The organism is Gemmatimonadaceae bacterium, assembly GCA_036496605.1.
GTDB lineage: Bacteria > Gemmatimonadota > Gemmatimonadetes > Gemmatimonadales > Gemmatimonadaceae > AG2.
This window is the reverse complement of sequence record DASXKV010000018.1, coordinates 75,058-97,859: the sequence shown is the minus strand read 5'-3', so window position 1 is coordinate 97,859 and position 22,802 is coordinate 75,058. Positions and strand designations below refer to the sequence as shown.

Genomic DNA, 22,802 nt, shown 5'->3' with positions numbered 1-22,802 from the left:
CCCCTCCCAGGAGCGCTATGCGCACCCACCTGTCCGCAAGTCTCTTTCTCGGGGCCGCGATCGCGCTGATGTCCCCGATGACCGCGCGCGCGCAAGATGCCACGCAAGCCGGCGCTGCCAAGGCGGCGGCAACGGCCGAGGTGTCCGTCGGCACCGCGGTCGCCAATCACGAGCTCACTGGCGGCGCCGAGTCCTTTCCGAAGGGAACGGCAAAGCTCTACTGCATGAGCAAGATCAGCGGCGCTGACAGCACCGAAGTCGAGCATGTCTGGTACAAGGGCGACGCCGAGCAGGGACGCGTGAAGCTCAAGGTTGGCGGGTCGCCGTGGCGTACCTACAGCTCCAAGACCCTCGGCCCCGATGCGTCGGGCGACTGGCGCTGCGACGTCGTGCAGGACGGCAAGGTCCTGCAGTCGGTCAAGTTCAAGGTCGAGTAAAGAGCGATACTCACGGGTTGCGCCGCGTCGACCGCCTCCAGGGTGAGTCTGACGCGGCGCACTCTCGTGGTCGCAAAGCGATCGAGCTTGCGATAGCCGATCGTCGTTCCGCGCGCGAGCGTGGTCCACGATCCGCCAGTAGTGCCAGCGAGCTCGTAACGAGAGACGACCTGGCCGCGCGCGATGTCCTCGCGCAGGTCGGCGATCGACACGCTGACCGTGTGTCCGTAGTCGATCTCGAGCACACCACTGTGTGGACCGGTGACGCGCCAGGTATTCGGGCGAGCTCCACCCGGCGGCATGGGAAATAGCGCCGTTAGGCGTCGTCGCATTGCGAGAAGAGCTGCGACGTCGTGGTCGTGAAGCTTCCCGTCGCGCGTCGGCGGCACGTTCAAAAGCAGCTTCGAGTTCCGGCCGACGGACGTGAAATACAGTTGGACCAGTTCGTCGCCACTCTTGACGCGTGCGTCCTCCGCCGGGTGGTAGAACCAGCCGGGGCGAATCGAGACGTCGGTCTCTCCAGGACGCCACGAACTGCCATTTGGGTCGCCCTGCTGCAGCATGCGCGTCACCGCGTCGCCAGACGCGCCGGGGTACGGCACGACGCTCGGATCCACCATCGACCAATTCGTCTCGCCCGCAGCGCCGCGTTCGTTGCCGATCCACCGGACGTCGGGACCCGCGTCCGAAAAGATCACCGCGTTGGGCTGGTATCGCCTAACGAGACTCCAGACGCGCGGCCAGTCGTAGACCTGCTTGCGCCCGTTCGGCCCTTCACCGTTCGCGCCATCGAACCACACCTCGCTGATCGCACCGTAGTTCGTAAGGAGCTCGGTGAGTTGCGCGCAGTAGAGATTGTTGTATCGGGCCGAGTCACCGTACGAGGGCTCGTGGCGGTCCCACGGCGACAGATAAATACCCGCCTCGAGGCCTTCGGCGCGACACGCGTCGACCATCTCGCGGACGACGTCGCCCTGGCCGTTCCGCCATGGACTGTGCGCGACGGAGTGATTCGTCGTCTTCGTTGGCCAGAGACAGAATCCGTCGTGGTGCTTGGCGGTGAGAATGAGTGTCCGGAATCCAGCCTCGCCCGCGGTCCGAGCCCACTGTCGCGCGTCGAGCTGCGTCGGGTTGAAGATCGCCGGATCCTCGCGGCCGTCTCCCCATTCCCGATCGGTGAACGTGTTGACGCCGAAGTGGAGGAACATCGCGAGCTCGTCGCGTTGCCACTCGAGCTGCGCTTGTGATGGGCGCGGACGGGGCGGCGCCGAAAAGAGCGCGGACCCAGCCGCCCGCCGCGCGACGAATCCGGCGGCAACCATGGAGAGGAAAGTTCGCCGCGTGGTCACGGAGTGGAATGTCGCGCAGCAGCGGCCTATCTGCCACCAGCTGCAGCCAGGACTCTCTATTGAATCGACTCGGCCGCCTCGTACAACACCATCGGGTCGTCGCCCGGCACTCTGATGAATCCAGTGCCCGGCTTTCCACCGTAGCGCTTGATCCACGCGGCAGCGAGACCCCACTCGTCGACACCGAGCACGGTGGTCACACCCGCCGGGGCGACGGACCAGTTGTCGTGCCACCGTACGGGCAACCCGATGCGGGCGCCGGCCGGCGTCGCGCGCGCGCCGCGCATGTCGAAGATCGCGGCCTCGTGCGGCACGCCGAGCAGGTCGTTAGGCGCGGCCCAGTTCATGGAAGACATCGGTGGGAAGGCGCCGGTCGCAAGATCCATCGGGAAGATGAGTGGCGGCTTGCCGGGCCACACGACCTTGCCGCCCGCGTCGAGATACCGGCGAAGCAGCGATTGATCGAGTGGTCGAGCAACGATCGAGGCGGGCGCCTGATCGACGGCGAAGACGACGATGCTCGGCGCGTGGTCGGCGATGCGGTCCGCGAGAAAGCGCTCGAGCGCGGCGGCATCGATGGTCTGATATCCGCGATTGTTGAAGTAACGGGCCGTGACGTCGGGCTGCCTAACGGTGGCCGCCTTGAAATATGTGCTATCGAAGAAAACCGCGCGTTTGATCGCAGGGCCGTTGCCGGTGCGAAGGGCATAGACGCCGCCATCCGTGCTGCCGACGATGACGAGACTACCCTCGACCACCGGCGACGAAAAGACGGTTGCGCCCGTGCGGAACATCCAGTGCTCCTTGCCGGTCGCGCGGTCGACGGCGTGGATGCGCCCAGCGGCGTCGCCGAAATAGACCAGATCACCGGCGACTGCCGGTGACGACCAGACCGGGACGTCGGCGCCGAAACGCCACCGTTCGGTGCCGGCCGAATCGAGAGCCTGGGCAAAGTGCGCGTCGGAACTTCCAGCGTAGACCACATGCTCGCTCACTGCGGGCGACGTGATGATCCATGAGACTTTGTGATCGACTCTCCAGCGTAGCTTGCCGTCATCGGCACCGATCGCGTACAGGAATCCATCGCGGGCGCCGACGTAGACGACGCCGTTGTCGACCGCCGGCGACGACTGAATGCTCCTCCGGTCGAATCCATACGAGCCGGACTGAAGCGTCACCCCCTGCGTTTCGTAGCGCCAGCGGAGTGCGCCATTCGTTAGGTCGTAGCAGTAGACGCGGCCGTCGTATGATCCTGCGTAGACCTTTCCGTTCGCGACCGCGGGCGAAGCGCGTACGCGACCTTCGGTCTGCGCGCGCCACTTGCGGCGGCCCGTCGTTGCATCGAGCGCGTAGATTCCGCCGTCGCCGGCCCCCACCACGATCGTCCCGTCGACATACGCCGGCGACGACAGGAAATAATCCCCACTTTCATGCCCCCACGGTAAGGGAAGGTCCTTTCCCGTCGTTATGCGCCACCGCCGCGCTCCGGTGGCGGCGTCGACCGCGAAGATGCTTCCCTCGCGCGACTCGGCGTACACGAGACCACCGCCGATGGCGGGTGAGGAGCTCACCGGGCTGGCGGCGTCGTACTTCCAGCGGCGCACCCCGGTCGCCAGCTCGAAAGCGTAGAGGCCGCCATCTCCGCTGCCGACGTAGACGATGCCATTCGCGATCGCGGGCGAAGACACCACATCGCCATTTGTCGCGGCTCGCCAGGCGAGACCGAGCAGAGTTGGACCACCACCATGGTAGACCCCGTGGTGCGCGGGTCCGCCGCGGAACATCGTTTCCGGCGGCAAATCAGGCGGGGTGCGTCGGGATTCGGTAACTACGATTGCCGAACCGACCAGGCCGAGGACACCGAGTGCGCGGATGGGGAGCATGGGCGATCCCAGAGCGTTAAGCGGGTAGCGTGCGTATAGAGGCGGCAGGCAACGTTGTACCGCGTCACCATTTCATCCACGCCTCTGTGTCGAGGCGGACGAACGGGGTGGTAATGCGTGCGCTCCGCAGCTTGAGCTTTCCAAGAGCTACCGTCATCATCCCATGGCGCACTCCCGACGCAGGTCGGGATCACGACGCCAAGAGTCCGCGCGTCGCGGCCTCTCATCTCCCGTGGTCACCTCCAATGTCCAGACGAATCGCCATTCTCCTCAGCGCCGTCGGTGTTGTCGCCGGCTGCTCGAAAGCACCGCCGGCGACGCAGCCGTCGCCCGTTCAAAGTCCAACACAGTCGCCTAACCGCGGAACGGCCTCACCCACAACACCTTCAGATTCGCAGGCGGAACGCGGCGCTGGTGGTGCCGGCGGCGGTGCTGCCGGCTTGGGTCTCGCCGCGGCGCGTCCGCGTCCGTACAACCGCGTCATCACGCGTGAGGCGATCACCCGGCGCGGAATGTTCGCCGTCCATCGCGTCGGCGACCGACTCTACTTCGAGATTCCGGAGAAAGAGATGGGCAGGGACGAGCTGCTCGTTGGACGGTATGCCTTCGCCGCCGCGCCGCAGCCGCAAGGACGAAACGGTGGCGGCGGTGGCGCGGGCGGCGGCTTCGGTGAGTACGCGGGCGACGAGTTCGGCGAGCGCACGCTGCGATGGGAGCGAAATGGCAATCGCGTGATCCTCCGCTCGCCATCGTTCTCGATCACCGCCGACACGACGCTCAGCGTTTACCGGGCGGTCGAGCACTCGAACTACGGGCCGATCATCGCGGTCGTGAACGTGGAGGCTTACGGGCCTGATAGCTCCGCAGTAATTGACGTGACGCGTCTCTTCACGACAAATGTCCCCGAAGTCGCAGCGATTCGTGGGAACATCGACGCGACGCGGTCGTACATCGAGCACGCGATGGCGTTCCCTGACAACGTCGAGATCGAGGCGACGCAGACCGGCGTGCCCGGGGCAGCGGCGACAGCAGGCCGCGGCGGTGGTGGTGGCGGCGGTGCAGCCGCCGGGGCGCAGCAGGCGCAGAGCGTGGTGGCGCACTGGAGCATCGTTAGGCTTCCGGAGCAGCCGATGATGCCGCGGCGGGCCGACGAACGCATCGGCTTCTTCAACGTGCGAACCGTGGACTTCGGCACGCGCGATCAGCGCGCCGTCACAAAGGAGTTCATCACGCGCTGGCGGCTCGAGTGCTCCAATCGGCGCGAGGGGAATCTCTGCTACCCGAAGAAGCCGATCGTCTACTATGTCGATCCGGCCACACCGAAGCAGTGGCAGCCATACATTCGTCAGGCAATTCTCGACTGGCAGCCGGCGTTCGAGGCCGCGGGCTTCAAGGATGGCATCATTCCAGGCGAAGTGCCCGCGAACGATCCCGATTGGTCGCCCGAAGACATTCGGCACACGATGGTTCGCTGGCTCCCTTCGACGGTCGAGAATTCGGTCGGCCCACACGTGAGCGATCCGCGGACCGGTGAGATCCTCAACGGCTCGTCGCGAATCTTCCACAACCTCATCGCGTTGATGCAGGCGTGGTACTTCACGCAAGCGGCTCAGGTCGATCCGCGGGCGCGCACGATTCCCTTCCCCGACTCCTTGATGGGCAAGCTGCTCGAGTGGGGCGTCGCCCACGAGATCGGGCATACGATAGGCCTCCAGCACGACCAGATCGGCAGCTCCACATATCCAGCTGATAGTGTGCGCAGCCCTACGTGGGTGCACAAAATGGGACACAGCCCGAGCATCATGGACTACTCGCGCATGAACTATGTCGCGCAGCCGGAGGACAAGCTCGCGCTGAGCGACATTACGCCGCGGGTAGGACCGTGGGACAAGTACACGATCATGTGGGGTTATAAAGAGATACCCACCGAGACTCAGTCGCCCGATGATGAGCGCGCGACGCTCGAGCAGTGGACGCGGATGCAGGACACCATTCCGTGGTACCGCTTCTCGGGCAACAACGCATTTGGCCAGTATGGAACGCTCAACGAGGCAGTCGGCGACGCCGATCCAGTGAAATCGACGCGGCTCGGCTTCAAGAACATCGCGCGGGTGGTCGGCTACATCCCGAGCGCCGGGACGCGGCCCGACGAGGACAACGAGCTATTGAAGGAGCTGTACGATCGCACCGTTGGGCAGTGGGCCACCGAGGCGGGACATGTGGTCACGATCATCGGGGGCGGCACGGTGCAGTACAAGTCCGGTAGCCAGCCGGGCGCGGTGTACACGGCGCTCTCGCGCGCTCGCCAGGCAGAGGCGATGCGCTTCCTCAATGATGAGGTTTTCAAGACACCGGCCTATCTCATTCGACCGGACATCGCGTCTCGCATCGAGGCAGAGGGAATGCTTGGACGGATTGGCGGCGCACAGAATCGCGTCCTCAATGCCGTGCTCAACGATGGCCGCATGAACCGATTGCTCGAGGAGGAGGCGCTCGCAAAGAGCGGCGGCGACGTCTACTCGTTGGCCGACATGCTCGACGATCTTCGTAAGGGTGTGTGGAGCGAGGTAGCGGAAGCCTCCCCAAAAGTCGATGCCTACCGACGCCAACTGCAGAACGATTATCTGTCGCTCATCGATCGGAAGCTGACTCCGATCACGGTGGCGACGCCCGTTCAAGGCGGCGGCTTCAACTTTGGCGCGCCACAGGCGCCGCTATCAGAGGACGCTAAATCAGAGCTTCGTGGCGAGCTCGTCACTCTCCAGGCGGAGATTCGCCGAGCGATACCGCGCGCCGCGGACCGTGAGACGCAGCTCCATCTCTCGGGAGCGGACCACCGGATCTCCGAGATTCTCGAGCCGAAGAAATGAGGTTGGCGGCTGTTAGTGGTGATTAGTTGTTGGTGGTTGGTTGTTCGTTATTGGTTGTTCGTATCTGTGGATGCGCCGGCGAGCCTAGTTCGCCGGCCTTCCTTTTCCACGCCACCAATCACCAACAACCATCAACCCACCGTCGTCCTTTCCCCGCCACTAACCACCAACAACCATTAACCGATGGGTTGGAACGAATCGTTTGGCGGCCGGATTGCTGATCGTTCGATCCGTGTTGAAATAAGCGCCAACGAGAATTGTGACTCGCAAGGTGCTCAACGAGTTGCCCGTTGCTAGGCGCCCAGCAAAGCTTGGAAGTTTTCTTACAATTAACGCCTCGTCAAACGCTGGAGGGATATTGGCCCCGATAAGTGTCGTTTGGCATCTAGTTACGCCCGCTTCACATAACGCGGTCGCAGACTAAATTGCCGGAACTGCAGTGACCCCCGACTCGCTAGGCTGAGTTTCACCTCGGGTTCCCGGTGTGACCACACCGGTGCATCTCGTCACTGTCGTTTAGTCCCTGCAACACTTCCCCACCCTCCTCACAGGTCAGCGTTATGGGTCTTCCACGCACGGTCGCGAGGCGGCTTCTGGCGTGGTGTGCACTTCCATTAGGAGTGCTCGCCGCCAGCGCCGCTGTCGCACAGGCACAGCAGGCCAGTATCACCGGACGCGTCACCGCGACGGGCAGTGGTGAACCGCTCCAAGAGTCGCGCGTCGTGCTCGTCGGCACGAGCCTGTTCGCGACGGCTGGACAGGACGGACGTTACAACATCCGCAACGTACCGGCGGGCAGCTACACGGTCCGCGTGCTCCGCGTTGGCTATGAAGAGCAGAAGAAGCCAGTCCAGGTAAGCGGCACGGAGGCCGCGACGCTCGACTTCGCGATGGTTCCTGTCGTTGTCAAGCTCACCGAAGTTGTCACGACGGCGACCGGCGACCAGCGGCGTTCGGAATTGGGCAACGCCATCGGCAGCATCGACGCGGCGAAGGTCATGGAGACGTCGCCGATCAGCAACGTGCAGGACGTGCTCGCGGCTCGTACGCCGGGCGTCCAGGTCACGGGTGGATCGCAGGTCGGTGGCGGCGGTCGCGTGCGTATCCGCGGCAACAACTCGCTCAGCCTCTCGAACGATCCGATCTATATCATCGATGGCATCCGCATGACGAGCAACACCAGCTCGACGGCGTTGTTCACAGGGGGTGCGACACCGAACCGCGCCAACGACATCAACCCCGACGAGATCGAGAACATCGAGATCGTGAAGGGCCCGTCAGCGGCGACGTTGTACGGCACCGATGCGGCCAACGGCGTCATCGTCATCACGACGAAGAAGGGTCGCGCCGGCGCCGCGCGATGGAATGGCTGGGCCGAGGGCGGCCTGCTGCAGGACAACAGCGACTATCCGTACAACTACACGATCGCCGGTCACTCTCCGACTGCAACCGCGCCCTTCCCATACAAGGAGTGCTCGATGCCGGTGGTGGCTTCCGGCGCATGCATCCCCGACAGCCTCAGGCAGTACAGCCCATTCCACGATGCGAGCGCGACACCGATTGGTGTCGGTCACCGCAGCAAGTTCGGCGCGAACGTGCAGGGCGGCTCGGAGTCGCTCCGCTACTTCGTTTCGGGTGAGCGCGAAGACGAGATGGGCGTGCTCAAGCTTCCCGATTTCGAGCGGCAGCGCTTCGACAGCGTCGGCACCGTCGTGCCCGACAACGTTCAGCGGCCTAACGATCAGTACAAGTACAGCTTCAGGTCGAACCTCAACACCTCCGTCTCGCCGAAGCTCGACCTCGGCTTCACCGGTAACCTGATCCACGTCAATACTCGTTATGCAACCGAGTCGAACGCGACGGCGGGCATCGGGTCGCAGATCTTCGGTGGCGCGGGGTACGTGAACAACGGAACCGTCAGCGGTCTCGGCACGCCACTTCACGGTTACCGTGCGTGGACTCCTGGCTACACCTTCCAGGAGCTCAACGAGCAGCGGCTCAACCGCATCATCACGAGCGGCAACGCCAACTGGCGTCCATTCAGCTGGATGCAGAATCGCGCGAACATCGGTCTCGATTACACAAGTCGCGTCGACCTGAACCTGAACCGCAACGGCCAGGGTCCACCGGTGAGCTCGACGTATCGCCTCGGCTTCAAGGACGACAACCGCACCGGTCTCCGGAACTTCTCGTTCGACCTCGGCAGCACGGAGACGTTCAATCCGAGGCCGACGCTGAACTCGCGGACCACGTTCGGCGCACAGTTCGTCAACTATCAGCTCGACCAGAACGATGCGTTTGGCAGTCAGCTCAGCCCAGGCACGCAGACACCCAACTCGGGCGCCGTGCAGTCGGCGACTGAGGCGACGACGCTGACGAAAACTTTCGGCGTGTTCGTCGAACAGCAAGTTGGTTTCCGCGACCGTCTGTTCGTGACCGGCGCCGTGCGCTCGGACCAGAACAGCGCCTTCGGTACGAAGTTCCAGCGCGTGTTCTATCCGAAAGCGAGCGTTTCCTGGCTGGCCTCGGACGAGCCGTTCTTCCCGAAGCCGCACTGGCTGGATCAGTTCCGCTTCCGCGCCGCGTACGGCGCCGCGGGTGTGCAGCCCGGATCGAACGATGCGCTCCGTTATTTCAGCGGCGTCACCGGAAACCTGAAGCAGACGGACATCGCCGGTGCGACCTTCACCGCGCTTGGCAATCCGAACCTCAAGCCGGAGCGCACGACCGAGTTCGAGGGTGGCTTCGATGCCGACTTGATCGGTCATCGCCTCCACGCCGAGCTCACGTACTACAGCAAGCTGACCAAGGATGCACTCATCGACGCGATCGTCGCCCCGTCCGCGGGCGCCGCGAACACCGTCAAGGAGAACATCGGTTCGGTCAAGAACGCGGGTGAAGAGCTCGCGCTCAACGCGCAGATCTTTGACACGCGTCGCATCGCGTTCGACGTCACGCTCAGCGGCTCGATCAACGACAACAAGCTGGTGAGCCTTGGCCCAGTGCCGCCGCAGATCAACACGACCTGGCGCGCGGTTGCCGGGTATCCGCTCTTCGGCTTCTGGGCGCAGCCGATCACTGGCTGGCAGGACAAGAACGGAGACGGTGTGCTCGTCCACAGCGACGATCCGAATCTGAACGAGGTGTTCGTCGGCTCGCAGCCGATCTTCCGCGGCTATTCCTCGCCGCGATACCTCACGTCGCTCCAGCCGGGCATCGACCTCTTTGGTCACCGCCTGCGCTTTGCGTCGCTGTTCGACTACAAGGGTGGTTACAAGTGGTACAACAACACGGAGCGCATCCGTTGCGTCAGCCGCCAGAACTGCGACGGCTTGATGAACGCAGACGTCGTGAACGGGAAGCTCGTTCCGCGCGCGTCGCTCGAGGAGCAGGCGATGGTCGTGGCCACGCGCGACGATCCGTCGAAGACGCTGGATGGCTTCTTCCAGCCCGCCTCCTTCATTCGGTGGCGTGAGTTCACGGCGACGTGGAATCTGCCTGACGTGTGGGCCGGCAAGTATCTGCGCTCACGGTCCGCGTCGCTCAACTTCGCCGCGCGAAACCTGCACCTGTGGACGAAGTATCGCGGCATCGATCCGGAAATCGATCGTCTTGCCGGCGATTCGCCCAACGCCCCGGGCGAGGAGTTCCAGACGCTCGGTATCCCGACGTACTACACGGTTCGCTTCAACCTCGGCTTCTGAGAATTCATAAATGCATATATCGAGACTACGAGGCATTGCGCGGACGCGCGCGCTGGTGTTGCTCGGGTCGTTCGCGACTCTGGTTGCACTCGGCGCGACGGCGTGCACCGATAGCCTCCTCCAGGCAACCGACCCAGATCTGATCTCGCCGTCAGATCTCGACTCGCCCGAAGGCGCGAACGCGTTGCGCATTGGCGCGCTCCAGCGCTGGCGCTTCGCGACGGGTGGTGACAACACGAACGGACAGGAAAGCACCTGGCTCACCGGCGGCTTGCTCGCCGACGAGTGGGGTACGTCGTCCACCTTCGTGCAGAACGACGAGCTCGACGAGCGCCGAGTTCAGCTCAATAACGCCACGGTGACGTTCGACTTCCGCAAGTTGGAGCGCGTCCGTACAGCAGTAGATCAGGCGCTGCCGGCGATGGTGAAGTGGAATCCGACGCAGACGGTGCAGATCGCCGAGCTGTATCTCGCACGTGGGAATGCGGAAATGCAGCTCGCGTCGGACTTCTGCAACGGCATTCCGTTGAGCGACGCGTCGACGGCGACCTCGCCGACGACGATCGTTTACGGCACGCCGCAGCCGGTTTCTGCGATCTTCACGACGGCAATCTCGACGCTGGACTCGGGATACAAGCTGCTGGCCGTCGCGGACACCGCGAGCGATGTCGGCCGCGCAATCAAGATCACGAAAGCTCGCGCCTTGTTAGGCCTCGGCGGCGCGGCAAACGTCGCTGCGGCGGCGGCGCTTATGAACGGCATTCCGACGTCGTTCAAGTACCAGCACACGTACGCGGCGAGCTCGGGAAGCAACGCGATCTGGGGCCAGCCGAACAGCGGTCGTCGGTACAACGTCGGCGACAGCCTCGAGGGAAACGCGCACGACATTCTCGTCACGGGGCAGACTCCGTTCTTCTCATCGAAAGATCCGCGCGTGCCGTCGAAGTACACGATCAGCACGAACGGCAAGGACACGACGAAGTCGCAGGACGGTCTGACGTTCTCGCGCACGACGTCGATCTGGGGTCAGGAGACGCCGGTCGACGTGACCAATGGCATCGATGCTCGACTGATCGAGGCCGAGGCGGCGTTCCTGTCTGGTAATTACGCAACGGCGACGACGGGAACGTTGGCGACCCTGAACGGGCTGCGCGCGGCGGCCCAGACGCTCGGCACGGTGACGGTGGCGGCCAACGCGCTTCCGGCGCTTACCGATCCGGGAACCGACAGCGCGCGCGTTGCGCAGCTGTTCCGCGAGAAAGCATTCTGGACGTTCAGCCGCGGCGAGCGGTTGGGCGATCTGCGCCGACTCGTCAGGCAGGATCCCTACAAGACGTGGTACAACGTTGGGAACTCGTTCCCGGCGGGGACCCACTATCGTGGTGGAACGTACGGCACGGACGTAAACCTGCCGGTGCCGAAGGACGAGGAGAACAACAACCCGAATTTCCACGGGTGCCTCGACCGCAATCCGTAACCGCTTGATGGAACGAGAAAGGCGGCGCTAGTCTTCCGACTGGCGCCGTTTTTCTTTGTCATCCTGAGCGAAGCATGACAATCGAGTGGGAACGCGTTGGTACGGTTTCGCCGAAATCGCTCGGCGACGCGCGCGAGACAGCGCATCACGCCGCACTGCTGCTGGCGCTCGTCGGCGCCTCGTACATACCCTCGCGGTCGGACGACAGTCACACGAGCATGACGTGGCTCGTGAGCGCGGACGCACTGGAAACCGAGATCGTCGATGCCCCGCGCCCGTTTCGTGTCGGCCTGCGAATGGCGGATCTCACGCTGCTCTTTCTCGATGCATTCGGTGACGACACAGCGATCCTTCCGCTCGTTGAACGAACGCGAAAAGACGCAATCGCCTGGCTACGGGCCCGGATTGGCGACGCGGGCCGCGACCCAGCAGCGCTGCACACGTCGTTGCACTTCTCCATCGCGCCGCATTCGACGGACTCTGGCGGCCACTTCGTTAGGCAACGCGAAGCAGTAGAGGAGCTGGCGCGGTGGTATCGCAACGCACACACCCTGCTCGAGGGGCGTCGAGCTCAGACGCCCGGCGCGAGCGACGTCCGCTGCTGGCCGCACCACTTCGATATCGCGACGCTGGTGAGCTGCTCCGGCGGTCCGCTTCAAACCATCGGAATCGGAATGTCGCCAGGAGACACGAGTTACGCCGAGCCGTATTTCTATGTCGGACCATCTCCGCGACCAACATTTGCCGTGGCACCGCTCGGGATCGGCCACTGGCATACGGCCGACTGGTTCGGCGCAGTGCTCACGGCGTCGGAGATCGTTGCGAAGGCCTCGGCGACCGAGCAGGTCGAGTTAGTGAATCGCTTCGCGGACGACTCGCTCGCCGCGCTCGGGACTCATCCGAAGGAAACGGGGACGTAATCCAGCGGGTTGCCGCGTCGCGGTCGGCTGGTATCATCTACCAATCACGAACGACCATTCACCAGCCACCTAGCCATCGACATGGCCGGCAAGCTCGGGTTTCGAATACTCCCAACCCCGCCGCGACTCAGTGACGGTCTCATTGCGCGCTTCAAGGGAGCGGCGAGCGCGAACGTCGCCGATGCCATGGGGCGGTTCAATTTCATGGATCCGGGAATCCGGTCACGCAGCGGATTTCCCTTGTACGGTCCGGCGGTGACGGTGCTCTGCCGGCCCGCGGACAATCTCATGGTTCACAAAGCGCTCGACGTCGCGCAGCCGGGCGATGTCGTCGTCGTCAACACGGTCGGAAGCACGACGACCGCCGTCTTTGGCGATCTGATGTGTCGCACGGCGGCGGCGAAAAAACTCGGGGGCATCGTCGTCGACGGCGCGATTCGAGATGTCGAGGGAATTGCAGCACTGCATTTCCCCGCGTTCAGTCGTGCGGTGACGCCCGGCAGCTGCGATAAGGACGGTCCGGGTGAGGTCAACGTTCCGATTGCGTGCGGCGGCACGGTTGTGATGCCCGGCGACATTATCGTCGGTGACGACGACGGCGTCGCGGTCGTTCCGCGCGATCACGCCGAGGAAGTGCTTCACCTCCTCGACGAACTGCTGGAGCGCGAGCGAAAGCGCGTCGCGGAGATCAATGAGGGAATGCTCATTCGCGGCGACGTCGACGATCTGCTGCGGCGGAAGGGCGTGATCGCGTGACGTCGCTTGGGCCGGATGACGTTCCATATCTGTTGATGACGCCGGGTCCGACGCGCGTGCCCGAGCGTGTGCGGCGCGCGGGCGCGCGGGCAATGCTGCATCATCGGACGCCGCAGTTCTCCGCCGAGCTGTCGGAGATGCTCGAGCTGATCGGACCAATCTTCGGCACGCGGCAGCCGGTGCTGCCCGTGCACACGACGGGGCGCGGCGCGCTCGAGGCGTCGCTGTGCAATCTGCTCTCGCCGGGCGACGCGATCGTCGCCTGCTGCAACGGCGCGTTCGGCGAGATGTGGGCGAAGATCGCGGAGACGTACGGCATCGTCGTGCATCGCGTTGCGCGGGATTGGGCGAGCGACGTGGAGCCCGATGAGATTGCCGGGTTTCTCGAAGGCGACCGGTCGATCCGGGCGGTGCTCGTGGCCTACTGCGACACGTCGACGGCTGTGCGCAACGATATCGCGGCGATCGGCCGAGTGGTGTCGTCCCGGAGTGCGATGCTATTCGTCGACGGAGTGTCCGCGCTGGGCGGAATGCCTTTCGCGTTCGACGAATGGGGCGTAGATGTCGCGATCACGTCGTCGCAGAAGTGTCTCATGTCGAGCCCGGGGCTGGCGTTCGCGGTGCTCAGCGAGCGCGCATGGAAAGCGACGGAGTCCGCGCGATTGCCGCGGAGCTACTGGGATTTCCGGCCGATCCGCGAGACCCTCGGCAAGCCGCGCCCGGAGACGCCCGGCACGACGCCGGTGCACCTTGTTCTCCAGGTTGCCGAAGCGCTGCGCATGATTCACGAGCAGGGGTTTGATTCGGTGTTGCGTCGCCACGAGACGAACGCGGCAGCCGTTAGGCATGGCGTCACGCGTCTGGGCCTCGAGCTGCAGTGTCCGACGCTCGGTGCGCTGTCGCCGACGGTCACGGCGATCGCGCTTCCCGATGCCGTGAATCCGAAGACGCTACGCGACGCGCTCAGGTCGAGGGGAATTCTCACGGCGGCGGCGATGGGCAGGTTCGAGCCGCGTGGATTCCGCATCGGCCACATGGGCGACATCCGCGCAACCGACATCGAGCGAACCTTGGCGGCGCTCGGCGATGCGCTGGCGGCGCTGCCTAACGCCGCCGGGGTGGCGTGATGAGGTTGGAGACGAAGATTGCCGTCGGACTCCTGGGCGGCGCGATCGTTGGCGCCGCTGCCCGCGCGCCGGGTCCGGTGAGCGCCGGACTTTCCCGCGCCGTCATCGCGGCCGAGCCGCTGGGCACAATCTTCATCCGGCTCGTGACGATGGTGGTGGTGCCACTCGTGATCGCGAGCCTCTTCGTCGGCGTTGCGTCGTTAGGCGACGTGCGCCGCCTCGGTGCGATCGGGGGCAAGACGCTGGCATACTTCGCCTTCACGACGCTGATCGCGGCCGCTATTGGTCTGACCGTCGCCGTGCTCTCACCCGTCGGCGTAAACGTGGATCAGGCCACGCGTGCGGCGCTGGCGAATCAGCCGTCCGTGCCCGCGGCCGCAACGGCTGCCCCAGGGCTGGTAACCGCCGTCGTGGAGCTCGTGCCGCAGAACCCGATCGCCGCGGCGGCGCAAGGTGACCTGCTGCCGCTCATGATCGCGGTCTGCATCTTCGGCGCGGCGGCAACGATCCTGCCCCTGAATCGCCGAGAGCCGCTCGTGGCATTTTTCACGGCGGTGAACGACGTCTCCATGGTCGTCGTACGCTGGCTCATGTGGCTTGCGCCGCCCGCCGTGTTTCTGCTTGTAGCCGGTGCAATCGCGCGCACCGGAGCCGGATTGTTGCTCGGACTCGTCGGGTTCGCGCTCGTGGCCGTGATCGCGATGGCGATTCACGTCGCCGTGACCCTTCTTCCCGCCCTGCGCTTCGGCGCACGCGAGAGCCTGACGAGCTTTTTTCGCGGTGCATCGGAGCCGCTCCTCCTCGCCTTCTCGACGGCGTCGTCGAGCGCAACGCTGCCGGTGAGTATGGAGGCGGCCACGACACGGCTCGGTGTCTCGAACGAGGTCGCGAGCTTCCTGCTCCCCGCTGGCGCGACGCTCAACAAGAACGGGTCGGCGGTTTACAAAGCGGTGACGGCAATTTTTCTGGCGCGACTCTACGGAATGGAACTCGGTGCGGGAGCGATGCTGGCGATCGTTCTGGCGTCGACGGCGGCTGCGTTCGCAGGGGCGGGCGTCCCGGGTAGCTCGCTCGTGACGACGCTCATCGTCCTCGACGCGATCGGACTCGGCTCGCATGCGGCGGCAGGGATCGCGCTCGTGGCAGCCATCGATCGTCCGCTCGACATGTGTCGCTCGCTCGTCAACACGATGAGCAATCTCGTGGGCGCAACGTGGATTGCTCGAACTGAGACTCCAGCGGCGACGCCGACAACGCCGCCCGCTGATTTCTCGGTGTGGCAGCTGCCGCGTCTCGACGTCGACGGTGAGTCGAGCGGCGAGCGTTCAGCGACGAGCGATCAGCGGTGAGCGTCCCGATGTCGAGCGCGAAGACCGTCAGTGAGAAGATTCTCTCGGAGCACGCGAGTCGAGACTCGCACGCTGGAGACGTGGTGGTCTGCAACGTCGATTTGGTGCTCGGTACCGATGCGTCGGCGCCAATGGCGATCGATTATTTCGAGCGCATGAACGGCAAGCGAGTCTTCGATCCGGCGCGGGTGATGTTCGCGCTCGACCACTACGCGCCGCCCTCGACGGCAAAGACTGCTGGCTTTCACGATCGCGTTCGCGCGTTCGCACGGCAGCATGGCATCGAAGTGCACGACGTCGGCGCAGGCATCAGTCATCAGATCGCGGTCGAGCAAGGCCGAGTCGTCGCGGGCGATCTCGTGATCGGTGCGGATAGCCACACGGTGACCGCGGGTGCACTGGGTGCATTCGCTACGGGCGTCGGCTCGTCGGACATCGCCGCGGCGATGATTATGGGCGAGATCTGGCTGCGTGTCCCCGATACGATCAGAATCGACATCACGGGCGAACGGCCGAAGGGACTGACCGCGAAGGACATCGCGCTCGCGCTCGTCGCCGAGCTGGGAGCGGAGGGCGCGAACTACCAGACGTTGGAGCTCCACGGCGATGCGTTAGGCGCGCTCAGCCTCGAGGAGCGTCTGGTCGTCTCCAACCTCGCGGTGGAAGCAGGCGCCAAAGCGGCGATCTTCCCACACGACGACGCGACCGCTGCGTACCTTGCCGGCCGAACGGATCGGCAGCCGGGGGCAGTCGAGTCCGATCCGGGTGCTCGTTATGCACGCACACTGGTCGTCGATTTATCGCGGGCGAAACGGGTGGTTGCGCTCCCTCACGCACCCGAGAACGTCGTGGCGCTCGAGGAAGCTATTGGTACGCCGATCCACATGGTGTTTCTCGGCACGTGCACTGGCGGACGTGTCTCCGATTTCCACGCCGCGCTGGCGGTCCTCGAGCGTGGTGGCAGCCGTGTCGCGCCGGGCGTTCAGCTCGTCGTCACGCCGGCGTCTCGCGAGGTGTATTCGCGTCTTCTGGAGGATGGAACACTCGCGAAGCTCGCCGCCATGGGCGCGGTGATCACGACGCCTGGCTGTGGCGCGTGTTGCGGCACGAGCGGCGCAATCCCCGGCGATGGCGTCAACGTGCTCTCGACCGCGAATCGCAACTTCAAGGCACGCATGGGAAACGCGACGGCGTCGATCTATCTCGCGTCGCCGGAAGCATGCGCCGCCGCGGCAGTCACTGGACGGATCACGGACCCGGCATCGATTGGTTAGCATATGCTCTCGACACGCGAGTTGACTGGCCGCGCACGGCGCCTTGGCGACGACGTCAACACCGATTACATCATCGCGTCCACCCGAAAGCGCGATACGCTCGACGAGAAGTTGCTCGCTCGCTATCTGCTGGAGACGCTCGATCCGCGGTTCGCCGACAGTGTGCGCCCGGGGGATATTCTCGTCGCGGGCCGGAACTTCGGCTGCGGCTCGGCGATGGAGATTGCGGTGACCGTCATCCTGGCGGCGGGAATCCGCGCCGTCGTCGCGCAGAGCTTCGCGAGGACATTCTATCGCAACGCGATCAACAACGGCCTCATCCCGGCGGAGTGTGACACAGCCAGCATCGCCGAGGGTGACACGATCACACTTCGATTCGGCGACGATCGCGGCGAAGTCGAGAACGCACGCAGCGGCGCCGTCATGGTTGCTCGGCCGATGCCGCCCTTTTTGCACGACATTCTGAACGCGGGCGGCCTCGTGGATTATCTGCGTGGGAGGCGGGCACAAAGCTTACGCGATTCGAACACGCGTGTCGCGCCACGAGGCGTAGTATGAGTACGTGTCGAATGCGTTCAACCGTCGTGACTTTCTGTCGGTCGGGCTCACCGCGCTCGGTGGGTTGGCCGTAGGCTTTCGCTTCGAGTCTTCGAGCGCTCAGGACAACGAGAGCGGGTCGTGGTCGCCTAACGCTTTCCTTCGCATCGAGCCCGACTCGACGGTAGTCGTCGTCGTACCGCGGCCCGAAATGGGACAGGGATCGCGGACGGCGATCGCGATGCTCGTTGCCGAGGAGCTCGATGCGGACTGGAACGAGATCCGCGTCGAGCAGGCGGATCTCGACGAGTCGCGCTACGGTCCCCAATACGCGGGTGGCAGCGCGGTCGTGCGCACATCGTGGCTGCCGCTCCGGCGCGCCGGTGCCGCCGCGCGTCTGATGCTCGTTAGGGCCGCAGCCAATCGCTGGCATGTGCCGGTCGAGCAGTGCGTCACCCGCGATGGCGTTGTCCGGCACGCTGCCACACGGCGCATGGCAACCTACGGTGCGTTGGCCGCTGACGCCAGCGCGCAGCAGGCGCCGCCCGATGTGCCGCTCAAGTCTCGCCATGAGTTTCGCATTATTGGAACTCCGCGTGCTGGTGTCGATACACCGGCGATCGTGACCGGACGAACGACCTTCGGCATCGACGTCCGGCTGCCGGGAATGCTCTTCGCGTCGATCGAACGCAGCCCGGTGTTCGGCGGACGCGTGGTTCGCGTCGACGACGCCGCGGCGCGCAAGGTGCCCGGCGTCCGCGCGGTAATCCCCATCGACGCGGATGCGCTGCCCGAGTTCGAGGAGAACAGCCCGAAGATGCCTAACGGCGTCGCGGTCCTCGCCGATTCGACGTGGGCGGCGATGCAGGGGCGGCGAGCGTTGTCGGTCGAGTGGGATACGCGCGGTGGTGAGACCGAGAGCACGGCCGCAATGCGCGAGCGGGCGGTGCAGATCGCGGCCGGCGCGCCGAAACTCGTCAGGCGGGACGACGGTCATTTCGACGATGCGTTCGCGGCCGCGGCAATGAAGCTCGAGGCCGTGTATGAACTGCCGCTCCTCGCGCACGCCACGATGGAGCCGATGAATTGCACGGCACGCGTCGACGGCAAACACGTCGAAGTCTGGGCGCCGACGCAAAACCCGCAAGGCGCTCGGCGCGCCGCCGCGGATGCGACCGGACTGTCGCCTAACGACGTAGCGGTCCACGTCCTCCGCATGGGCGGCGGGTTCGGCCGGCGCTTCTACGCCGATTTCGTCGCCGAGGCGGCATATCTGGCGAAGGCGAGCCGGAGGCCGGTTCAGGTACTGTTCACGCGCGAAGACGACATGCGCCACGGATACTATCGGCCAGCCGGTTATCACCTGATGCGTGCTGGTCTCGACAGGGATGGGCTCATCGTCGCCTGGTCGCAGCATCTCGTGAATGCGTCGCGCGGGCACTACCTGCGCTGGAGCTCCGGACCGAATCAGACCGCGCTTCTCGATCCTGGAGAGCTCGAGCCGTACGATCTGCCGGCGAGCGTTGCGCCGAATATGCGCATCGGCTACACCGCGCTGCAGTCGAAGATTCCGCGTGGCCAGTGGCGCGCCGTCGAGCCGTCGGCGACCGTGTTCGTGACGCAGAGCATGATTGACGAGCTGGCGCATGCCGCCAAGCGCGATCCGCTCGAGTTCCAGCTCTCGATGCTCGAGCCCGCGCGACAGCTGCCCTTCTACGATTCGCGCTATGACACTGGCCGGCTCGCCGTAGTGTTCCGCGTCGCCGCCAAGCAGAGTGATTGGGGAAAGCCGCTGCCCGCTGGGCGCGGCCGTGGCATCGCGGGCTCCTACTCGAACGGTGCGTACGTTGCGCACGTCGCCGAGGTGGAGGTCGCGCCGAACGGCGATGTCCGGGTGCACCGCGTCGTCACGGCCGCAGATCCGGGACTCGTCGTGAACCCAAGCGGAGCGCGCGCCCAGGTGGAGGGCGCCGTGATCTTCGGTCTCTCGGCGGCCCTGTATCAGCAAATCACAGTCGAGGCCGGCCGCGTCGTGCAATCGAACTTTCACGATTACCCAGTACTGCGGATGCGCGATGTTCCGCGCATCGAGGTGCACTTCGTGGACAGCGGCGAAGAGTCGCCGCACGGGATGGGCGAGGGCACGCTGCCGAGCATCGCTCCGGCGGTGACGAACGCGATCTTCGCGGCGACAGGCAAACGCGTTAGGCGTCTACCCATTGCCATTCCCTGAGGCGGGAACCGCGTGAACGGCGGGGGTTCCGGTTTTCATCGCGCCATTAAGTTGTATACAAATGACCCTGACCCGTTCAATCTCTCACTCCGACTCCCTGGAAAACGGCGTGCGCTGGCCGGGTGCGGAGGTGCCGTACTACGTCCCGATTCACGACGAGATCCCGACCTTCACCGCCTGCCATAAGCGCGGCCTGCCGGTGATGCTCAAGGGGCCGACGGGATGCGGCAAAACGCGATTCATCGAGCACATGGCGCACGTGCTCGGACGACCGCTCGTCACGATCGCCTGCCACGACGACCTCTCCGCCGCCGATCTCACCGGACGCTACCTCATCCGAGGCGGCGAGACAATCTGGATCGACGGACCGCTCACGACGGCCGTTAGGCTCGGCGCGATCTGCTATCTCGACGAGGTCGTCGAAGCGCGTCAGGACACGGTCGTCGTCATGCACCCACTCGCTGACGACCGGCGCATCTTGCCGATCGAGAAGACCGGAGAGTTGCTGGAAGCCGCGCCGGGATTCCAGCTCGTGATCTCGTACAATCCCGGATATCAGCACGCCGTGAAAGATCTCAAGCCGAGCACACGGCAGCGCTTCGTCGCGTTGGAGTTCGACTTTCCGCCACCGGCGACCGAGAGTGAGATCGTGGCGCATGAGAGCGGCGTGAAGCGGGCAACGGCGACCGCTCTCGTGGACCTCGCGCGGAAGGTGCGCCGTCTGCGCGATCAAGGTCTCACCGAAGGCCCGGGGACGCGGCCTCTCGTCGCGACGGCGCGTCTCATCGCCGGCGGAATTCCAGCGGCGCAGGCGTGTCGCTCGGCACTCGTCGCGCCGCTCACAGACGATCCTGACTTGCTCGCCGCAATAGATGACCTGGTAGCGGCGACGATATGATCCTCGCGCGCGCGACGCGCGCACTCCTCTTCCGGTCTCCGTCGTTATGCGATCACGGCGCCGGCTGATTCGCGCGCGACGCGCGGCGGCAAGGCTTGCTGCGCGATTGCCCATCCCCCTGCCGACACTGCCGTGGCGCCGCGCGCGACCGATCGTCGAGCTGGACACCGTTCGCCGGCGACTCGAGTTACTCCTTGCCGCGATGTACGGCAAGCACATACCGATCGCCGTTCCCGAGCGCCGACGCGTCGGTTGGCTGACGCGAGCGTGGCGCTCGGTGAGCCCATTCAAAGAGCCGGAGAGTGTGCCCGCCAGCGACGGCGAGTCGCTACGCTTGCCGTCGGCGATGGACGCAGCGTCTGGACGCGACGTCGCGATCGCGCGCTATCGGTTGATCGCCATCGAGCAAGCCGAGCGTGTCGTACGGGGCACCGCGACCGCCGCGGCGCGGTTGAACGACTCACTCGAACGCGACCTGTTCCTGCTCCGCGAGAGCGCGACGATCGACGCGGCGATCGCGCACGATGTACGCAACCTGGTTCCGGCCCTGGTCGCGGCGCGCGCCGACGCCCTCGCGCGACGGCCAGTGCTCGAGGCACTGGCCGGAGCCGAGCGCGACGTGGAGCATTTCGTTAGGCAACTGCTCGCTGCCGACCCGACGGCGCCACCGCCAGCGTTGAGCTCCGCCTCGCCGGAGGAATCTGCCGCCTGGGCTCGTGAGACCGCGGCGCGATTGCGAATCGTCAACGAGCGCTATCGTGGCGTGCCGCCCGTGGGCATCTGGGGACGCGTCCTGCCACCGGGTCCCGGAGTGTTGGCGCCCGGAGGATCGAGTGAGAGCTCACTCATGAACAACCGGCTGCTCAATCTCGTCGAGCTTGCAGGGGCAGAGCAGCTGGGGCGACCGAGGCCGGTCCCCGCCGAGAGTGGGGTCGAGCCCGAGCAGCCCGCGCCGCAAGCGGGAGTGGTCGAGCAGCAGCGGGGAATCGCCGAGGACGACGACATCGGCAGCTCGCCGCAGCCGGACGACGAAGCGCTCTCTGGAACAGGCGCGTCCGCCGCTGGCCCTGACGCGATCGAGCCGCTCACGCGCGACGACGTCGTGTATCCGGAGTGGGACGCGGCGAGCCACCAATACCGGCGGGACAGCGTGATCGTTCGCGCGCGTCCGGCGCGCGAGGCGTCTCCGGATTGGGCGACGGCCACGCTCAAGGAGCACGCCGCGCTCGTTAGGCACGTGCGCGAGCGCTTCGAGCGGCTCCGTGCCCGGCGAACTCGCGTGCCGCGTCAGCGCGAAGGCGATGAGCTCGACCTCGCTGCGTGCGTCCGGGCGCTCGTCGACGCTCGCACCGGCCATACCATCGACGATCGGCTGTACGTCGCTGTTCGTCCGGCGCGCCGCGAGCTCGCGATCATGCTCCTCGTCGATGTCAGTGGATCGACCGATACGCTGGTGACGAAGACGCTGCAGGTCATCGACGTCGAAAAAATAGCGCTCCTCATCGCGGCCGAGGCGCTCGACGCGCTGGGCGATCGTTATGCGATGCTCGCGTTCTCCGGAAAAGGTGCGCGGAGCGTGCAGTTACGCACGATCAAGGGGTTCGCGGAGCGTAACGGGCCGACAGTGCGCAGCCGAATCGCCGCGCTCGCGCCCGACGCGAATACCCGCCTCGGCGCCGCCATCCGTCATGCAACGGCGCTCCTCGACGCCCAGAGCGCCGGGCATCGGCTGCTCCTGATCCTCTCCGACGGCAAACCGAACGACGTCGACACGTATCAGGGCCAGTACGGAATCGAGGACTCGCGCCAGGCGATCAACGAGGCGCGCGCGCGCGACGTGTTTCCGTTTTGCCTAACGGTTGATCACGAGGACTCGGCCTATCTGAAAAGGATCTTTGGGCCGGCGGGATACGAGATCCTGCCTCGCCCTGATCATTTGCCGAAGGTCCTGCTGCAAGTTGTGCGGAGCCTTCTCGAATGAGCACTGG

15 protein-coding genes are annotated in these 22,802 nt (G+C 65.2%); 13 read left to right on the top strand and 2 right to left on the bottom strand.

Going from position 1 to position 22,802, the window contains the following annotated elements; all coding sequences use genetic code 11:
• The first annotated feature begins 17 nt into the window (after positions 1 to 17).
• Positions 18 to 437, top strand: coding sequence for a DUF2914 domain-containing protein (locus VGH98_06620; GenBank protein ID HEY2375633.1), 420 nt, complete (start codon positions 18 to 20; stop codon positions 435 to 437).
• On the opposite strand, the gene VGH98_06615 is transcribed toward VGH98_06620, so the two are convergent.
• Both VGH98_06615 and VGH98_06610 read right to left on the bottom strand, forming a co-directional pair.
• Entirely contained in the window at positions 335 to 1,786 is a 1,452-nt protein-coding gene (locus VGH98_06615; GenBank protein HEY2375632.1) for an alpha-L-fucosidase, read from the bottom strand. The genes VGH98_06620 and VGH98_06615 overlap by 103 nt on opposite strands.
• A 56-nt stretch (positions 1,787 to 1,842) precedes the next feature.
• Entirely contained in the window at positions 1,843 to 3,669 is a 1,827-nt protein-coding gene (locus tag VGH98_06610; protein HEY2375631.1) for a PQQ-binding-like beta-propeller repeat protein, read from the bottom strand.
• A gap of 245 nt (positions 3,670 to 3,914) precedes the next feature.
• Between VGH98_06610 and VGH98_06605 the strand changes: the two genes are divergently transcribed.
• The 12 genes from VGH98_06605 to VGH98_06550 all read left to right on the top strand — a co-directional run bounded on the left by VGH98_06605 (position 3,915) and on the right by VGH98_06550 (position 22,795).
• Positions 3,915 to 6,539, top strand: a complete 2,625-nt coding sequence (locus tag VGH98_06605) for a zinc-dependent metalloprotease (GenBank protein HEY2375630.1) — start codon at positions 3,915 to 3,917, stop codon at positions 6,537 to 6,539.
• Positions 6,540 to 7,099: 560 nt separating this feature from the next.
• Positions 7,100 to 10,243, top strand: a complete 3,144-nt coding sequence (locus tag VGH98_06600; protein HEY2375629.1) for a SusC/RagA family TonB-linked outer membrane protein — start codon at positions 7,100 to 7,102, stop codon at positions 10,241 to 10,243.
• 10 nt (positions 10,244 to 10,253) lie between these two features.
• Positions 10,254 to 11,720, top strand: a complete 1,467-nt coding sequence (locus VGH98_06595; GenBank protein HEY2375628.1) for a hypothetical protein — start codon at positions 10,254 to 10,256, stop codon at positions 11,718 to 11,720.
• Positions 11,721 to 11,794: 74 nt separating this feature from the next.
• Positions 11,795 to 12,640, top strand: coding sequence for a hypothetical protein (locus tag VGH98_06590; GenBank protein ID HEY2375627.1), 846 nt, complete (start codon positions 11,795 to 11,797; stop codon positions 12,638 to 12,640).
• An 81-nt stretch (positions 12,641 to 12,721) separates the two neighbouring features.
• On the top strand, positions 12,722 to 13,396 hold the full coding sequence (locus tag VGH98_06585) for a hypothetical protein (GenBank protein HEY2375626.1): 675 nt from the start codon (positions 12,722 to 12,724) through the stop codon (positions 13,394 to 13,396).
• On the top strand, positions 13,393 to 14,523 hold the full coding sequence (locus VGH98_06580) for an alanine--glyoxylate aminotransferase family protein (GenBank protein HEY2375625.1): 1,131 nt from the start codon (positions 13,393 to 13,395) through the stop codon (positions 14,521 to 14,523). The genes VGH98_06585 and VGH98_06580 overlap by 4 nt, the downstream gene beginning before the upstream one ends.
• Entirely contained in the window at positions 14,523 to 15,872 is a 1,350-nt protein-coding gene (locus VGH98_06575; protein HEY2375624.1) for a dicarboxylate/amino acid:cation symporter, read from the top strand. Before VGH98_06580 ends, VGH98_06575 begins: the two co-directional genes overlap by 1 nt.
• Positions 15,873 to 15,880: 8 nt before the next feature.
• Entirely contained in the window at positions 15,881 to 17,146 is a 1,266-nt protein-coding gene (locus tag VGH98_06570) for an aconitase/3-isopropylmalate dehydratase large subunit family protein (protein HEY2375623.1), read from the top strand.
• A gap of 3 nt (positions 17,147 to 17,149) precedes the next feature.
• The gene (locus tag VGH98_06565) at positions 17,150 to 17,704 is read left to right on the top strand and encodes a 3-isopropylmalate dehydratase (GenBank protein ID HEY2375622.1); all 555 of its coding nucleotides are present in this window, start codon (positions 17,150 to 17,152) and stop codon (positions 17,702 to 17,704) included.
• A 4-nt stretch (positions 17,705 to 17,708) separates the two neighbouring features.
• A complete protein-coding gene (locus tag VGH98_06560) occupies positions 17,709 to 19,916 on the top strand; it encodes a xanthine dehydrogenase family protein molybdopterin-binding subunit (GenBank protein HEY2375621.1) in 2,208 nt (735 codons plus the stop codon).
• A 109-nt stretch (positions 19,917 to 20,025) separates the two neighbouring features.
• Positions 20,026 to 20,814 (top strand): CbbQ/NirQ/NorQ/GpvN family protein, encoded by a 789-nt coding sequence (locus VGH98_06555; protein HEY2375620.1) that lies wholly within the window; start codon positions 20,026 to 20,028, stop codon positions 20,812 to 20,814.
• A gap of 46 nt (positions 20,815 to 20,860) precedes the next feature.
• Positions 20,861 to 22,795, top strand: a complete 1,935-nt coding sequence (locus tag VGH98_06550) for a VWA domain-containing protein (GenBank protein ID HEY2375619.1) — start codon at positions 20,861 to 20,863, stop codon at positions 22,793 to 22,795.
• Positions 22,796 to 22,802: the final 7 nt, after the last annotated feature.

Excerpts from the sequence above, each read along its gene's own strand:
- VGH98_06620 (HEY2375633.1), top strand. The coding sequence starts at position 18 with ATGCGCACCCACCTGTCCGCAAGTCTCTTTCTCGGGGCCGCGATCGCG.
- VGH98_06610 (HEY2375631.1), bottom strand. The coding sequence starts at position 3,669 with ATGCTCCCCATCCGCGCACTCGGTGTCCTCGGCCTGGTCGGTTCGGCA.
- VGH98_06605 (HEY2375630.1), top strand. The coding sequence starts at position 3,915 with ATGTCCAGACGAATCGCCATTCTCCTCAGCGCCGTCGGTGTTGTCGCC.
- VGH98_06600 (HEY2375629.1), top strand. The coding sequence starts at position 7,100 with ATGGGTCTTCCACGCACGGTCGCGAGGCGGCTTCTGGCGTGGTGTGCA.
- VGH98_06595 (HEY2375628.1), top strand. The coding sequence starts at position 10,254 with ATGCATATATCGAGACTACGAGGCATTGCGCGGACGCGCGCGCTGGTG.
- VGH98_06590 (HEY2375627.1), top strand. The coding sequence starts at position 11,795 with ATGACAATCGAGTGGGAACGCGTTGGTACGGTTTCGCCGAAATCGCTC.
- VGH98_06585 (HEY2375626.1), top strand. The coding sequence starts at position 12,722 with ATGGCCGGCAAGCTCGGGTTTCGAATACTCCCAACCCCGCCGCGACTC.
- VGH98_06575 (HEY2375624.1), top strand. The coding sequence starts at position 14,523 with ATGAGGTTGGAGACGAAGATTGCCGTCGGACTCCTGGGCGGCGCGATC.
- VGH98_06570 (HEY2375623.1), top strand. The coding sequence starts at position 15,881 with ATGTCGAGCGCGAAGACCGTCAGTGAGAAGATTCTCTCGGAGCACGCG.
- VGH98_06565 (HEY2375622.1), top strand. The coding sequence starts at position 17,150 with ATGCTCTCGACACGCGAGTTGACTGGCCGCGCACGGCGCCTTGGCGAC.
- VGH98_06550 (HEY2375619.1), top strand. The coding sequence starts at position 20,861 with ATGCGATCACGGCGCCGGCTGATTCGCGCGCGACGCGCGGCGGCAAGG.